The sequence below is a fragment of the Acidimicrobiia bacterium genome, assembly GCA_036396535.1.
GTDB lineage: Bacteria > Actinomycetota > Acidimicrobiia > Spongiisociales > UBA5794 > DASWKR01.
This window is the reverse complement of record DASWKR010000068.1, coordinates 1-14,231: the sequence shown is the minus strand read 5'-3', so window position 1 is coordinate 14,231 and position 14,231 is coordinate 1. Positions and strand designations below refer to the sequence as shown.

Annotated in this window: 14 protein-coding genes; 9 read left to right on the top strand and 5 right to left on the bottom strand. The window is 68.1% G+C overall.

All coding sequences use genetic code 11. The features are described from left to right. Nucleotides 1–24: 24 nt before the first annotated feature. A complete protein-coding gene (pobA, locus tag VGC47_12735) occupies nucleotides 25–1,194 on the bottom strand; it encodes a 4-hydroxybenzoate 3-monooxygenase (protein HEX9856172.1) in 1,170 nt (389 codons plus the stop codon). Between the two features lie 118 nt (nucleotides 1,195–1,312). On the opposite strand from pobA, the gene VGC47_12730 reads away from it, so the two are divergent. Beyond that, complete coding sequence (locus tag VGC47_12730; protein ID HEX9856171.1) at nucleotides 1,313–2,434, top strand: 5-methyltetrahydropteroyltriglutamate--homocysteine S-methyltransferase; 1,122 nt, start codon at nucleotides 1,313–1,315, stop codon at nucleotides 2,432–2,434. A 4-nt stretch (nucleotides 2,435–2,438) separates the two neighbouring features. On the opposite strand, the gene VGC47_12725 is transcribed toward VGC47_12730, so the two are convergent. After that, complete coding sequence (locus VGC47_12725; protein HEX9856170.1) at nucleotides 2,439–3,422, bottom strand: TIGR03557 family F420-dependent LLM class oxidoreductase; 984 nt, start codon at nucleotides 3,420–3,422, stop codon at nucleotides 2,439–2,441. 31 nt (nucleotides 3,423–3,453) lie between these two features. Further along, the gene (locus VGC47_12720; GenBank protein ID HEX9856169.1) at nucleotides 3,454–4,266 is read right to left on the bottom strand and encodes a thioesterase family protein; all 813 of its coding nucleotides are present in this window, start codon (nucleotides 4,264–4,266) and stop codon (nucleotides 3,454–3,456) included. 167 nt (nucleotides 4,267–4,433) lie between these two features. Between VGC47_12720 and VGC47_12715 the strand changes: the two genes are divergently transcribed. The 5 genes from VGC47_12715 to VGC47_12695 all read left to right on the top strand — a co-directional run bounded on the left by VGC47_12715 (nucleotide 4,434) and on the right by VGC47_12695 (nucleotide 9,827). After that, nucleotides 4,434–6,542, top strand: coding sequence for a peptidoglycan DD-metalloendopeptidase family protein (locus VGC47_12715; protein ID HEX9856168.1), 2,109 nt, complete (start codon nucleotides 4,434–4,436; stop codon nucleotides 6,540–6,542). 502 nt (nucleotides 6,543–7,044) lie between these two features. Next, on the top strand, nucleotides 7,045–7,509 hold the full coding sequence (locus VGC47_12710) for a tRNA (cytidine(34)-2'-O)-methyltransferase (GenBank protein ID HEX9856167.1): 465 nt from the start codon (nucleotides 7,045–7,047) through the stop codon (nucleotides 7,507–7,509). Nucleotides 7,510–7,613: 104 nt separating this feature from the next. After that, the gene (locus VGC47_12705; protein HEX9856166.1) at nucleotides 7,614–8,015 is read left to right on the top strand and encodes a thioesterase family protein; all 402 of its coding nucleotides are present in this window, start codon (nucleotides 7,614–7,616) and stop codon (nucleotides 8,013–8,015) included. Further along, nucleotides 8,012–8,839 carry a GNAT family N-acetyltransferase gene (locus VGC47_12700; GenBank protein HEX9856165.1) on the top strand — a complete coding sequence of 276 codons (828 nt, stop codon included), beginning with the start codon at nucleotides 8,012–8,014 and terminating at the stop codon, nucleotides 8,837–8,839. Before VGC47_12705 ends, VGC47_12700 begins: the two co-directional genes overlap by 4 nt. Before the next feature lie 247 nt (nucleotides 8,840–9,086). Continuing rightward, a complete protein-coding gene (locus VGC47_12695) occupies nucleotides 9,087–9,827 on the top strand; it encodes a HisA/HisF-related TIM barrel protein (protein ID HEX9856164.1) in 741 nt (246 codons plus the stop codon). 4 nt (nucleotides 9,828–9,831) lie between these two features. Here VGC47_12695 and VGC47_12690 read toward each other — a convergent pair whose 3' ends face one another. Then, a complete protein-coding gene (locus tag VGC47_12690) occupies nucleotides 9,832–10,137 on the bottom strand; it encodes a YciI family protein (protein HEX9856163.1) in 306 nt (101 codons plus the stop codon). Between the two features lie 58 nt (nucleotides 10,138–10,195). Between VGC47_12690 and VGC47_12685 the strand changes: the two genes are divergently transcribed. Continuing rightward, a complete protein-coding gene (locus VGC47_12685; GenBank protein ID HEX9856162.1) occupies nucleotides 10,196–10,987 on the top strand; it encodes a tryptophan 2,3-dioxygenase family protein in 792 nt (263 codons plus the stop codon). A gap of 11 nt (nucleotides 10,988–10,998) precedes the next feature. Here VGC47_12685 and VGC47_12680 read toward each other — a convergent pair whose 3' ends face one another. After that, on the bottom strand, nucleotides 10,999–11,883 hold the full coding sequence (locus VGC47_12680; protein ID HEX9856161.1) for a tetratricopeptide repeat protein: 885 nt from the start codon (nucleotides 11,881–11,883) through the stop codon (nucleotides 10,999–11,001). A 226-nt stretch (nucleotides 11,884–12,109) separates the two neighbouring features. Between VGC47_12680 and VGC47_12675 the strand changes: the two genes are divergently transcribed. Then, nucleotides 12,110–12,553 (top strand): YbaN family protein, encoded by a 444-nt coding sequence (locus VGC47_12675; GenBank protein HEX9856160.1) that lies wholly within the window; start codon nucleotides 12,110–12,112, stop codon nucleotides 12,551–12,553. Between the two features lie 210 nt (nucleotides 12,554–12,763). Then, nucleotides 12,764–13,855, top strand: coding sequence for a CapA family protein (locus tag VGC47_12670; GenBank protein HEX9856159.1), 1,092 nt, complete (start codon nucleotides 12,764–12,766; stop codon nucleotides 13,853–13,855). Nucleotides 13,856–14,231: the final 376 nt, after the last annotated feature.

Below are 14,231 nucleotides of genomic sequence, written 5' to 3'. Positions count from 1 at the left end.
CTCGCCTCCCGGTAGCCCCCGACTTCACAATGGCAGACCCGTGTAGTTCTCTGCGAGCGCCCGCTGCGCCGCCGCCGACGAAGAGAGGTAGTCGAGCTCCGCCTCTTGGAGGCGAAACCCGAACTCGCCACCGTCGGCGAACCGGTGCATGAGCGTCGTCATCCACCACGAGAACCTCACGGCCTTCCACACCCGGCGCAATGCAGTGTCCGAATAGCCGTCCAGAGCGGCAGTCGAGCCATGTTCGTAGAACTCGGCGATGGCGCCCGACAGGTACACGACGTCCGTCAGAGCCAGGTTGAGACCCTTGGCACCCGTCGGGGGGACGACGTGTGCCGCGTCGCCGGCGAGGTACAGCTTGCCGAAGCTCATGGGCTCGGCGACGTAGCTGCGCAGCGGAGTGATCGACTTCTCGATGGACGGTCCGGTGACGAGCCCGTCGGAGGCCGCCGGCGGCAGGCGCGCCCGCAGCTCGTCCCAGAACCGGTCGTCGTCCCAGTCGCCGATGTCGGTGTCGATGGGGCATTGGATGTAATAGCGGCTCAATGCTTCGTGGCGCATCGAGCAGAGCGCGAAGCCCCGCTCGTGGTTGGCGTAGATGAGCTCGTCGTTCACAGGCGGGGTCTCGGAGAGGACGCCTAGCCAGCCGAACGGGTAGACCCGCTCGAACGTGCGGAGCACCTGTCCCGGGATCGCGGTCTGGCTGACGCCGTGTGAGCCGTCGCATCCGGCGATGAAGTCGCAATCGATCCTGTGCTCGAGGCCGTCCTTGCGAAACGTCACCCAGGGTGCGTCGCTCTCGACATCGTGGAGCCGCACGTCGTCCGCCTCGTCGATCACGATGCCGGCGCGGGCGTCGCGCGCCGCGAACAGGTCCTTCTGTACCTCCGTCTGGCCGTAGACGATGACGGTCCTGTCGACGAGGCCCGCGAAGTCGATGCGGAACATTCCGCCCGAGAACGCCAGGTTGATGCCCTCGTGCACGAATCCGTCGTGCACGATGCGCTCGCTCACCCCTGCGGCACGAAGCGACTCGGCGCTTCCCTGCTCGAGCACCCCGGCGCGGATGCGGCCCATCACATAGTCACGGGAACGAACCTCGAGGACCGTGCTCTCCACCCCGGCGAGATCGAGCAACTGCGACAGGAAGAGCCCCGACGGGCCGCCCCCGATGATCGCCACCTTGGTCCGCATCGCCGTATCCACCTGGGGCGCGAGACTAACCGCGCGGACAGGACTCAACTGGACGGCGGCTCCGTCCCGGTGGCGGCAGTACCCTCGGCGCACCTGCGTCGAGCGAGGAGGGTGCGACATGGGCGAAGGTCCACCGTTCAGGGCCGATCACGTCGGCAGTTTCCTGCGCCCGCCTGCGCTCGCCGAGGCGAGGGCCCGCTTCTTCGAGGGGGAGCTGCCGGCCGACGAGCTGCGGAGGGTCGAGGACGAGCACATCGGTGAACTCGTCTCCCGACAAGAAGCGGTTGGGCTCACGGGCATCACGGACGGCGAGCTGAGGCGCACCTTCTTCCACATCGACTTCCTCGAGCAACTCGAGGGTGTGACCGTCACCTATGGCGAGTTCTTCGCGAAGTTCCGTAGAGACGACGGAACCGAGGTCGGCTTCCAGCCGCCGACCATCCGGGTGACGGACAAGGTCGACCACGCCACGTCGATCCAGGGCCCCGACTATGACTTCCTGGCGTCGCGCGTGTCGCGGGTGCCGAAGGTGTGCATCCCTGCCCCTTCGATGCTCCACTTCAGGGGCGGTAGGGAGGGGATCAGCAGCGACGTGTATCCCGATCTCGACGACTTCTTCGACGACCTGACGGCGGCCTACCGGGAGGAGATCGCCGACCTGGCCGGACGCGGTCTCCGCTACCTGCAGATGGACGACACCAACCTGGCGTACCTGTGCGACCCGGAGATTCGCGAGCGGACGGCGGCGAGGGGGGACGACCCCGACGACCTCACCCGTCTGTATTGCCGGCTGGTGAACGACTCGATCAAAGACCGGCCGGACGACATGACGGTCACGGTCCACTTGTGCCGTGGCAACTTCAGGAGCGCCTGGGTCGCCCAGGGAGGGTACGACCCGGTCGCCGAGATCCTCTTCCAGCAGATGGACGTCGACGGGTTCTTCCTCGAGTACGACAACGAGCGTTCCGGCGACTTCGCTCCTCTGCGCTACATGCCGGCCGACAAGGTGGTCGTGCTCGGGCTCATGAGCTCGAAGTTCCCCCAAGCCGAGCCGGCGGACGACGTGAAGCGACGGATCGACGAAGCCACCGAGTACGTGTCACTCGACCAAGCGGCCTTGAGCCACCAGTGCGGCTTCTCGTCGACGGCCCACGGCAACGAGATCTCCGAGATCGACCAGTGGACCAAGCTCGCCAGGGTCGTCGAGGTGGCGGCCGACGTGTGGGGGTATCAGCCCTGAGCCGTCACGCTGCGTGCTCCCGCAGCGCCGGGAGCACGTCACGGCCCACCAGCTCGATGGCGGAGACGGGGTCGGTGCTGGCGACCTGGATGGCGACGTAGTCGGCGCCGATGTCGCGAGCGAGCGGAGCGTACGCCTCGACGATCTGCTCTGCGTCTGACACGATCGTGTACTTCGACAGGATCTCCTGGCGGTCCATGGCGTCGGCAGCCATCCGCAACTCCATCGGATCGACTGCCTCGAGTCTTCCGGGGGCGCGCAGCCCACGCATGGTGTCGAGGGCCTCCCACGCCTCGTCGGCGTGTTCGGCGAGCACCACCCAGCGTGTCGCCAGGATCGTCGCTTTACCGCCGCGCCCTTCGTTCGCCTCGCGGAACGGTCCGATCACGTTCACGAGCGTCTCCTCGGGCACCTTGACACTCGTGATGAGGCCATCGGTGTGCGTGCCGGCGAAGGCCGCCGACTTCGGGCCCCCGGCCGCCATGAGTATCGGGATGTCGTGGGCCGGAGGGCTGTAGAGCCGCGCCTTGTCGGCCACGTAGTACGAGCCGCTGTAGTCGACCTTCTCGCCATCGAGGAGGCGGTGGATCATCTGGAGCGCCTCCTCCATGCGTCGGATTCGCTCCCCGTACCCGGGGAAGGTGAAGCCCATCGGGCCCTCGTTGATGTTCTCTCCCGTGCCGACACCGAGCATGAAGCGGCCGCCGCTGAGCCTGTCGACCGTGGCGGCCGCTTGAGCAACGAGCGCCGGGTGGTAGTGGAACAGTGGGCACGTGACGCTCGTCGCCAGCTCGACGCGGGTGGTGCGGGCAGCCACCGCACCGAGCCAGGACCACACAAATCCGGCTGCCGAGTTCCGGTCGACCCAAGGGTGGAAGTGGTCCGACCCGAGGACCAGGTCGAAGCCGACCTCCTCCGCAAGGACTGCCTGATCGGCGAGGGCCTCGGGTTGGTACGACTCGTGGCTGCAGAGCCATCCGAACTTCATCGCCGCGTTCTCCGGTCGTGGGGACACGAAGCTACCACCGGTGGCCGTCGTGCCTCTCGATGAGCTGCGACTGCACGATCCGCCCAACCGCTCCCTCCTCGTCGTACACCAGGGTGTCGGCCACCCCGACGCCGGTTGATCGAGGATGGGGGCGCGAGTCCATGCCGACCCACTCGCCGACCGGCAATCGGTGGATGTAGAGCGTCAGGTCGGGGTTGACGAAGAGCCACTCCTGCGGATCGAGCACGGCGGCGTTCCCGTTGGCCATGTCGGCGATCGTCGCCAACGCGACCAGCCTGCTCGTCTCCTCGCCCTCCACGAGTTGCGCCTTGAGCCGGAACCAGGTCTTGCCCGGGACCCCACGGATGAAGCTGTCGTCGAGCGACCTGGCTTCGATGGCGTCGACGTAGAACCGCTCGAGCCGATCGTCGGCACCGATCCAGCGGTCACCCACCGGCAGCCCATCTGCGGGAGAGTGGCCGGGGGCGAGGCGGTCGAGCTGCGCCACGTGAGGTGGCAGCTCGGTGGGCTTCGTCCGGATACGCAGCGCCGCTGCTCTGGCGATCGTGACCTCTCCGTTGTGCAGGTATGCGTCGATGACCTGGATCCGCTTGCCGTCCCTGACGATGCGGGTCGTGGTGTGGAGAGGCGCCATCGGCACCGGTCTGAACAGGTCGAACGTGAGACGCACGGTCTGCATCGGCACGGGCGCCCGGGTCGCCTCGATGGCAGACGCCAAGACGCCGCACGGGGGACCGCCGTGCTGCGTGTTCTCGGCCCACCCGCCGCGAGCGAGGCCGGTCGGCACGAGTCGGTCGCCGTCTCGGATGAAGAGGGCAGGCATTGGCGAGCGATGCTACCGACCCGGCTCGTCGCCTTTAACGCCAACTTCACCGGTGTTTGGGGAGCGGTTGGCTCGCCACGCTCGACACTCCGAGGTCAATGGGCTGGTGGATTCGACCGATAGAGCCTCATGGAGTCGGAACACGCACGCGGCGCTGTGGGCGCGCCATGAGAAGCTCCAGGATCGCCGCCCTGGCGTTCTTGCTCGTGGGAGTCACCATGGCGGCTCCGGCCACCGCCGGCGAGTCCGCCTCGCTGAACGAGGGACACGTCGAAGGCCCGGCCGAAGATCTGCCGATCGACTATGCCGCCGTCGTCCACGAGATCCTGTTCCCCGTGGTCGGGTCCCACGACTACCGCGACGACTTCGGCGAATGCCGCGGCACGAGCTGCGAGCGCACCCACGAGGGCATCGACATCATCGCCGACAAGATGGTCCCGATCATCGCAGTCGCTTCCGGAACGGTCGGTTGGATCAACGACGAGCGGGGAGGCAACTGCTGTTCGTTCGCTCTCGAGCACGACGACGGGTGGGAGAGCTACTACATCCACATGAACAACGACTCGCCCGGCACCGACGACGGGCAGGGATGGGGATTCGCCCCTTGGATCAGGCAGGGCGCCCACGTCGAGGCGGGTCAGTTCGTCGGCTGGGTCGGCGACTCGGGTAACGCCGAGTACTCGGTGTCGCATTTGCACTACGAGCTCCACAAGCCGGGCAACTCGGGGGGTCACGTCGTCATCAATCCGTTCGACTCGCTCAACGCCGCCTCTCACGTGCCGGCGCCGACGATCCCAGGCGGCGTTCGCGGTTGCGATTTCGACGGTGACGGCAGGCACGACCTTGCGATCGGTGCTCCGGGCGAGGACCTCGGCGAAGGGCTCGCAGAGGACGCAGGCGCGGTCACCGTGCTGTTCGGGGGAGACGGAGGGCTTGCCACTGCGGGGGCCGCGATCGTCAGGCAGTCGACGAAGGGTGTCGCGTCGAAGGCCGAGACGGGTGACCGGTTCGGGGCGGCAACCGCATGCGGCGACCTCGACGGAGACTCGTTCGACGACCTCGTCGTCGGGGTACCCGGCGAGGGGTTCGGCGACAAGGCGAACGTGGGAGCGGTCCACGTCCTCTTCGGTGGCGCCGCCGGACTCGACCCGCGCGGCGACGACTTGTGGCATCAGAGGCGGTCGGGAGTTCCGACGGGCAACACGGCCGGTGATGGGTTCGGATCGAGTCTCGCAGTCGGAGACTTCGACGGCGACGGATACGACGACATCGCCGTCGGTGCCCCCGGAGAGACGGTCTCGGGCGAGCCGGGTGCCGGACACGTGACCGTCTTCTACGGCTCGCCTTCCGGTATCGGTGGCCGGATGGCGGGCTTGTCTCGCGACACACCCGGCATCGGCGGCGTTCCCGGGGCGGGAGACGCCTTCGGGCACGCTCTCGCGGCTGGTCGGCTGGACGGTGACGCTTTCGACGACCTGGCGATCGGGGTGCCGCTCGAGGACACTGCGGCCGGCTCGAACACCGGTGCCGTAGCCGTCGTCTTCGGGGCAGCCGGCGGCGTCGCCGTGCGCGACCTCGTGCTCAGGCAGGGGAGTCGGGGTATCAAAGGCACGAAGGCTCCGAATGAGCGGTTCGGCTGGGCACTGGCGACGGGCGACGTCGACGGCGACGAGATCGCCGACCTGGCCGTAGGCGTCCCCGGTGACATTTCGCCGAAGGGCACCGTCGGGGCCGTCAACGTCGTGCTGGGGAGCCCGGAGGGTCCGGCAAGGGCCGGGGACGTTCTCCTGCGAGCCGGAAAGGCCGGTGTGCCGGGGCCTGCGTCGGACGGCGATCGCCTTGGGGAGGCGATCACGATGGGTGACTTCAATCTCGACGGACACAGCGAGGTTGCCATCGGCGTCCCCGGACACGCCTCCGCCGCCGGAGCGGTCGTCGTCGTTCCCTCGCTGTGGGACGGGGTGCGGCCGGAAGACGCCAAGTTGTGGAGCGAGGCCAAGTCGGGCGTCAGGGGAGCGCCTGCCCCCGGCGACGAGTTCGGCGCATGGCTCTCGACGGGAGCCCTGATCAGGTACGGCTACTCGTCGCTCGTCGTCGGCGTCCCACTGAAGGACCGTGCCGGCCGGGTCGATACAGGCGCCGTTCACGTGATCCGCGGCGGACCCAAGTGGCTGAGCGCCAAGGGCGATCAACTCTGGAAGCAGAGCTCGAACGGCATGCCGGGCCGAGAGGCAGCCGGCGACCGGTGGGGACACGTAGTCCACGCCGGCGCCTGACAGGCCCAAGACCCCCCCCTCAGCTCGGTCCCTTGGCGGGACGCTCTCTCACGCCGTCTCCCGCTTTGCGGGGGACCGGCGAGCGCCGAAGGCCGAGCCGAGGGGGTAGCTGCGGAGGGCCCCCTCGGCTGTGTCCCTGGCGGGACGCTCGCCGATCCCCCGGGAACCGGGGGATTGCGTGTTTGGGCGACCCGTTCGTGTGTTGGGACTTCCGTGCTGTCTCCGGCTCTTCTCACGCTGTCTCCCGCTTTGCGGGGGACCGGCGAGCGCCGGAGGCCGAGCCGAGGGGGTGTCTTGGGGTTGTGGGGCCCCCTCGGCTCGGTCCCTGGCGGGACGCTCTGTTCACCCTGCTTGGCCTGACGGGGTACCACGCCGAGTACCGGAGGCCAAGCAGGGTGAACCAATCCCCCGGAGACCGGGGGATTGCGTGTTCGGGGCGACCCGTTCGTCGGTTGGGACGGGGGTGGTCCTCCGCCGACAGGCCGGGCCCTACGATCGTCGTATGTTTCGGGTCGTGCTCCACGAGCCGGAGATCCCGCAGAACACCGGGAACTTGATGCGGCTCACGGTCAACACCGGGTGCGAGCTCCACCTGGTTCACCCGCTCGGATTCGAGCTCGACGAGGCGCGAGTGCGACGCGCCGGGTTGGACTACCGCGAGCACGCCAATGTGGCGCACCATGAGGACTTCGAGGCGGCGATGACCGCCCTCCAGCCGGGGAGCGTCTTCGCCTACTCACAACACGCCCACCGCCTCTACAGCGAGGTGGCGTTCCGGCCGGGGGACATCCTGCTGTTCGGCAAGGAATCGGTGGGGCTCCCCGAGGACGTGCTCGACCATCCTGCCGTGACGGACCGCCTCCGGATACCGATCGCGCCGGACGGCCGCAGCCTCAACCTCGCCAATGCGGTCGCCGTTGCTGTCTACGAAGCGTGGCGTCAGAACGGCTTCGCGGCCTCGAAGTGAGCATGAGCACGCGGATCTCCTCGTCGGTGGAGGCAGGCCGAGGCCAACGGATAGTTGCCGCAAGCCGGCGCGCCACCAGATGGTCCGTCGGGTAGCGTGCCGCAATGCCCTTCCGTAGCACCATGCGGGTTCGCTTCTACGAGCTCGATCCATACAATCACGTCAACCACGCCGCCTACATCCAGTACTTCGAGGTCGGCAGGATCGATCTCCTCGAGGCGGTCGGGTGGGGCCTGAATCGCCTGCACGGTCTCGGCTACCACCTCGTCGTGACCGGGCTCGAGACCCGCTTCCTGGCGTCGGCGCGCGCCCACGACGAGGTCGTCGTCGAGACGGAGGTCGGCGAGATCAGGCGAGCCAGCTCGACCTGGCGCCAGCGAATCCTGCGCAGCGACGAGGTGATCGCCAAGCAGGTCGTCACCGCCGCCGTCACGGACCTCGACGGCAGGCCGACGCGGTTCCCGGAGGGCCTGGCGGAGGCGCTCGCCCCGTATCACTCGGCATGACGACATCGGAGCGGGTTGCCGAGATCGAGCGGATGGCGTTTCGTGCGTTCCCCGCGGAGATCGAGAAGCGGCGAGGGGATTGGACGTTGCGAGCGACGAGGCTGGCGAGCAACAGGCGGGTCAACTCGGCCACGACTCCGCTCCGTCGGGCCGGCGATCTCGCCGCAGACCTCGACGCCATCGAGCGCTTCTACGTCGCCTTGAGGAGAGATCCGCTGCTCAGAGTCCTCTCGGCGTCGCCGGATGCGATCGACACGGCGGCGGCTGGGCGTGGGTACGAGACCGAGGCGGAGACTCTGGTGATGGTGAGGACCATAGGAGCAACCGGCGCCCCGCCTGCGACCGTGCCGTCATCGCCGGGGTCCGCTTGGCTCGACGCCAAAGCGGCCTGGACACCAATGAGCTCGGAGTCGATCGAGGGGTGGCTGGGGCGCATCACCGCCATCCCGGGATCGGCCGGGTTTGCGTCGATCAGGGACGAGGCGGGCGTCGTCGCCATCGGCATGGGGGTCGTGGACGGCGGCTGGCTCGGGATCTTCGATGTGAACACACGGCCAGATGCCGCGGGCATCCAGCCGGATGCCCGCGGCCGCGGCCATGCGACCTCGGTCACTGCGACCATCATCGACTGGGGTGTGTCCCAAGGCGCAGGAGCGGCGTATTTGCAGGTGATGAACGGCAACGAACCTGCGCTGCGGCTCTACCGCGCAGCCGGTTTCGAGGAGTCATACCGCTACTGGTACAGGCGGGCTCCCGCGGGGGCCGATCGATATTCGGCCACCAGCTTCTCGTGGCCGCACGTCGGGCATTGCCACGGCACCTGATATCCCTCTGTGCTCCTCCGTGCGATCACCTCGAGGCGCCTGGCGACGGCTCGAGACAGATCGGCGATGTCGGCTTCGAGGTCGTCGGTGCGTCGATCGGTCGTCACCATCCTCACCTCCCGCTGTCGATGGAGCCGAGTCTCCCCGGTTCGGTTGAAGCGGAGGCGATGGAAGAGTGACGTTGCCGTGAACTCTCCGGGGCGGACGTCACCCGACCGCGGCGGCGCGCGATGCGTAGGCTCCATGCATGGCGCTGTATGCCAGGGTCAACATCCTCGGAGGGAACTCGGTTCGCCTCCCCCGCGGCGACGCATCGAACGCCGTCGTCCTCGATCACGATCCCATCGGCCGCGCCAACGCCTGGGTCGAGAAGGGAGCCCACAAGCTCTTCGTCGTCGACCTCGACGCTGCCATCCGGGGGGACCACGAGAACCGGCCGCTGATCGAAGACCTGATCGACAGCACGGAGACGCCGGTCGTCGTTGCCGGAGGGATCAGGTCGCGCTCCGAGGTGGACCGGTTGCTCAAGGCGGGGGCGTGGCGGGTGACGATGGGCACGGCCGCCATCGTCGACCAGGTGCTCACCTGGGATCTGTGCCGGGAGTACTCGGGCTCGATCATGATCAGCCTCGACGTGAAACCCGACGAGGAGCTGGTGTATCGAGGCTGGACCGAAGGCAGCGGACGCTACTTGGAGGAGGTCCTCGCCGAGATGTCCGCCGCCGGGGCGGCAGGCTTCATGGTCGCCGAGGCGGGCAGGGATGCACTCGAGGAGCCACCGAACCACGATGCGCTGCGGATGGCCCTGAGTGTCGCCACTGAGAGCGAGGAGGTCGTCGCAGCCGGGGGAGTGCGCCATCTCGACGACCTGCGCGAGCTCGTCGCTCTCGAGGTGGACGGCAAGCGGCTGGGCGGCGTCGTCGTCGGCCGCGAGGTCACGGCCGGTCGGTTCACACTCGAGGAAGCGGCTGCGATCCTCGCGGGGTGAACGATCACATCCCGAGGTCGGCGGCCGTGAAAGGACCGACGCCCATGACTTGGTGCACGTCCCATTCGATCAGCTCGAAGTCGCACATGCCCGAGGCCGTCAACGGATCGGCAGAGGCGATCGCGGCAGCGGCCCCCTCATCGGCTGCCCTGACGAGATAGACGCTCACGCTGCGGTCGCGGCTCGGGCCCGACATCACGACCGTGCCGGCGGCGTGCTGTTCCTGCATCCACGCCAGGTGCTCGTCCAGGGACACCGTCCACTCGGACCTCGGCACGACGGGCCTGCGGAGCACGAGGAACCAGCCCATGAGGGTGACAGTAACCGGGGAGAGGCACGAGCTGGGGCCTTGACATAGGATCGGCGTCGTGACGACCGAACGAAGCAAGCCCCTCACCTACTCCGACTACCTCGCCATCGACGAGCTGCTCGGGCTGCAGCGCCCCCGGTCGGAAGAGCACGACGAGATCCTCTTCATCGTCATCCACCAGGTGTACGAGCTGTGGTTCAAACAGGTCATACACGAGCTGGAGCACATGCAGCGCAGCCTGGAGGAGGGCGACGACCCGGCTGTGCTGTCCACGCTGAAACGCATCCTCACGATCCTGAAGACCCTCGTTGCCCAAGTGGACGTACTGGAGACGATGACCCCGATGTCGTTCGCCGCATTCCGAGATCGACTCGAATCCGGGAGCGGGTTCCAATCGCTCCAGTTCCGCGTACTCGAGTTCATGCTCGGCCACCGGACGAGGGAGATGATCGCCCACCACGGTGAAGGACCGGGGTCGACGCGCCTCGAAGCGCTCCTGGCGGAGCCGGCGGTCTGGGACTCGTTCCTTGCGTACCTGGCGAGGAAGGGCCACTCCGTGCCGCCCGAAGCGCTCGGGCGCGATATCTCGGAGGCGGTCGGGGAGAGCGCGCAGATCCAGGACATGCTGGTCGGCGTCTACGCCGACCACCCGGTCGAGTCGATGGTCTGCGAACGCCTCCTGGATCTCGACGAGGGACTCCAGGAGTGGCGCTATCGCCACGTCAAGATGGTCGAGCGCACCATCGGTGAGAAGCAGGGCACCGGCGGCAGCAGCGGCGCCGAGTACCTCCGCTCGACCCTGTTCCGGCCGGTCTTCCCCGACCTCTGGGCAATCCGCTCGCGGCTGTGACGAGCGGCTGATCAGCGTCGATCCAACCCCGCCAGGGAGTGGACCTCGTGGGGAAGCCGCATTGCGCGCCTGACGGCAGCTCTCCTCACGAGCGGATCGAGCCTGTGCATCGCCGCCGGAACGACGAAGCGAATGATGGGGACCACCATCACCCCCACGACGAGGCAGGCGACCACTGCGAGCAGGGCGTACTCCCACCACGCCGAGTCGAGCCCGCCCCCTGCCGCGCCATCGATCCCCGACCGCATCCCTGCCTTCGACGAGTAGACGACGGCCACGCCCAGGGCTGCGGCGGACGCCCCGCCCATTCGGAGCCTGCCGGCACGGCGAGCGTTGCTGGCGTGGCGCGCCGCTTCGACCTCCCCGAGGATCGCCGCTGCCGGCGAGTGGCCTGGATCGATCTCGAGTGCTCGCCTGGCGTCCCGCTCGGCGTCGTCCAGTTCCCGTCGCCGAGCATGGACCCGGGCGCGTCGCTTGAGTGCCGTTACGCAGTCGGGTCCGAGCTCGACGGCGCGATCGGCAGCTGCGGCCGCGGCGTCGAGCATGTCGTGCTCGAGCAGCACGTCGACCAGCGTCTCCTGCGACATCCGCTCGTCCGGTCGCAGCCCGGCCGCTATGCGAGCCGAGAAGAGGGCGTCGTGCTTCCATCCCTTCGCCAGCAGTGCCTTGGCGCGCAGCCGGTACGCCCACTCACAGCGCGGGTCGATGGCGATGGCGGCGTCTGCGCTACGGATGGCGGCATCCCAATGGCCACGCAGCAGCTCCGTGAGGGCCATCCTGCAGCGGTGATCGGCGACCGCCGGTTCGGCCTGGATCGCCTTGCGGCACAGCGGGGCCGCGTCATCGAGCTTGCGTTGCTCGATCATCCGGTCGATGCGTCCCCCGAAGTCGCTCACCGGTGGCGCGCTCCAGCGTCGTCTTGCGCAATCGGTCGCGTCACCATCCGCCCCTGGCCGGCCATGGAGAGTTCATCGGCAGCATCTCCGCCGCCCTTGGGCCCTTTCGCACCGATGTCGGCGACCTCGCGGGAGGCCGAACCAGGCGACACCGAGTCCGGCATCGCCGGGCGTTTCCGACTCGGTGTCGTATTCATCGACGCGACCCCGTCCTAACGTCGGCACGGTGGAGCCGCAGGTCAGACTGAGTCGCAGTCGCACGCTCCGTACGATCTACGGGGCGGTCGGCTTCGTCTTCCTCGGGCTCGGTATCGCCGGCTACTTCATGCCGGGGCTGCCGGGGACCGTCAACCTCCTCATCGCCTTGTACTTCTTCTCGCTGTCGAGCGAGCGGATGCATGGCTGGATGCTCGAGAACAGGTTGTTCGGTCGACAGCTTCGTGAATACAAGGCCGGCTACGGGATTCCACGACGCGTCAAAGTGCTCGTTGTAGTCCTCATCGCTTCGAGTGTCGGGCTGTCTGCCGTCCTGCTCGGGAGTAAGCCGGTCATCGCCGTTGTCGTCGTCGCCGTCGGTCTCGCCGGCGTCGGGTTCGTGCTCTCGCGCCCGACGCGGGAGCACGTCATCGCTTCCGGGCGGCTCCCCGACCCTGCCCGCGAAGCTGCGTAGACGCGGAGAAGCCCCGTCGACGTTGCCGCCTCCAGGGCCTCTCCTGTGAGCGGCCCTTGCGAGCCGCTCGATCGATCCGCTCCGAAGAGCGTCTCGACGACCTCGTGTTCCAGTCCGAAGACCTTCGTGTCCGGTCGAGTCAGATGGTAGTTCGACACCTGTCGGGATGTCCACCGGTAGCGACACGATCCGCCTATCTTCGAGCGGGTGATGCGTGCCAGCGGCTTGGCGGCCCTTGCGGGGCTGCTGCTCGTCGTGTCGGCTTGCAGCGGAGTCGAGCTGGACGCGGCGGCGCGTGCCGAGGAGGCGCCCCCATCGAGCCTCACGCCGCTCTCGGCGGACACGACTGCGGCTCGAGCGGCCACGACGACGGCGCCGCCGACGACGACCTCACCACCCGAGACGACGACGACCGCGGCGCCGAAGGGACGCCTCGTGATAAGCGGCGTCGGCGACACCAACCTGGATCCCGGGTACATTCCCGCCTTCCAGGCAGAGGGATACGAATACGCCTTCTCGGGCCTCCAGGACATCTTCTTGGACGACGACCTGACGATCGTGAACCTCGAATGTGCCGCCACGACCCTCGGCGCTCCGGTCAAGGAGCTGTTCAACTTCAACTGTGACATCGCGGCGCTCCCGATCGCCAGGGAGGCGGGCGTCGAGGTGGCCAATCTCGCCAACAACCACGGCGCCGACTACGGCGAGGAGGCCCTGCTCGACACCAAGGCGAACGTCGAGGCCGCCGGCATCGAGCCGGTCGGCGTCGGCCGGACCGTCGCAGAGGCGACTCGGCCTGCTCTGTTCGAGATCAACGGCTGGAAGATCGCCGTCATCGGCTTTGGCGGCGTGGTGCCGTGGCCCGATTGGGTTGCTACCGAGGATGACGCCGGAATGGCGAGCGGTGACGACATCGAGCTGATGGCGCGAGTCGTGGCCGACGCGGCACAACTGGCAGACCTCGTGGTCGTCACGGTCCATTGGGGTGTCGAACTCGACCTGCAGCCCCGCCAGGAGGACATCGAGAGGGCCAACGCCATGGTCGAGGCCGGGGCGGACATCATCTTCGGGCATCACCCCCATCGCCTCCAGCCCCTCGAGCTCATCGACGGCAAGCCCGTCGCTTGGAGTCTCGGCAACTTCATCTGGCCGCGCCTCTCGAGCGCCGGGTCGAAGACTGCCATCGCCCAGGCGATCGTCGCGCCAGACGGAACGATCACAGCCTGCCTCATCCCCGTCGACATCGAGAGCAGCGGCCATCCCGTGGTCCAAGTCGACTACCGAGGCAACTGCGAATGGTGAACCACCGCTGATCCGCGGGATTGGTGGGCCCCCTCGACTCGGCCTGCGGCGCTCGTCGATCCCCCGGGGACCGGGGGATTGCGCGTGGGGGCTTCGCGGTGTTGTGGGCGCTCGCGGTGTGGTGGTGGCGGCTTCTGACGTTGTCTCCCGCTTTGCGGGGGACCGGCGAGTGGTCGCTTCGCGACCCGAACCGAGGGGGTGGCTTGGGGTTGTGGGCTCGCGGTGTGGTGGTGGCGGCTTCTGACGCTGTCTCCCGCTCTGCGGGGGACCGGCGAGTGGTCGCTTCGCGACCCGAGCCGAGGGGGTGGCTTGGGGTTGGGTGGGGCCCCCTCGACTCGGCCTGCGGCGCTCGTCGATCCCCCGGGAACCGGGGGAT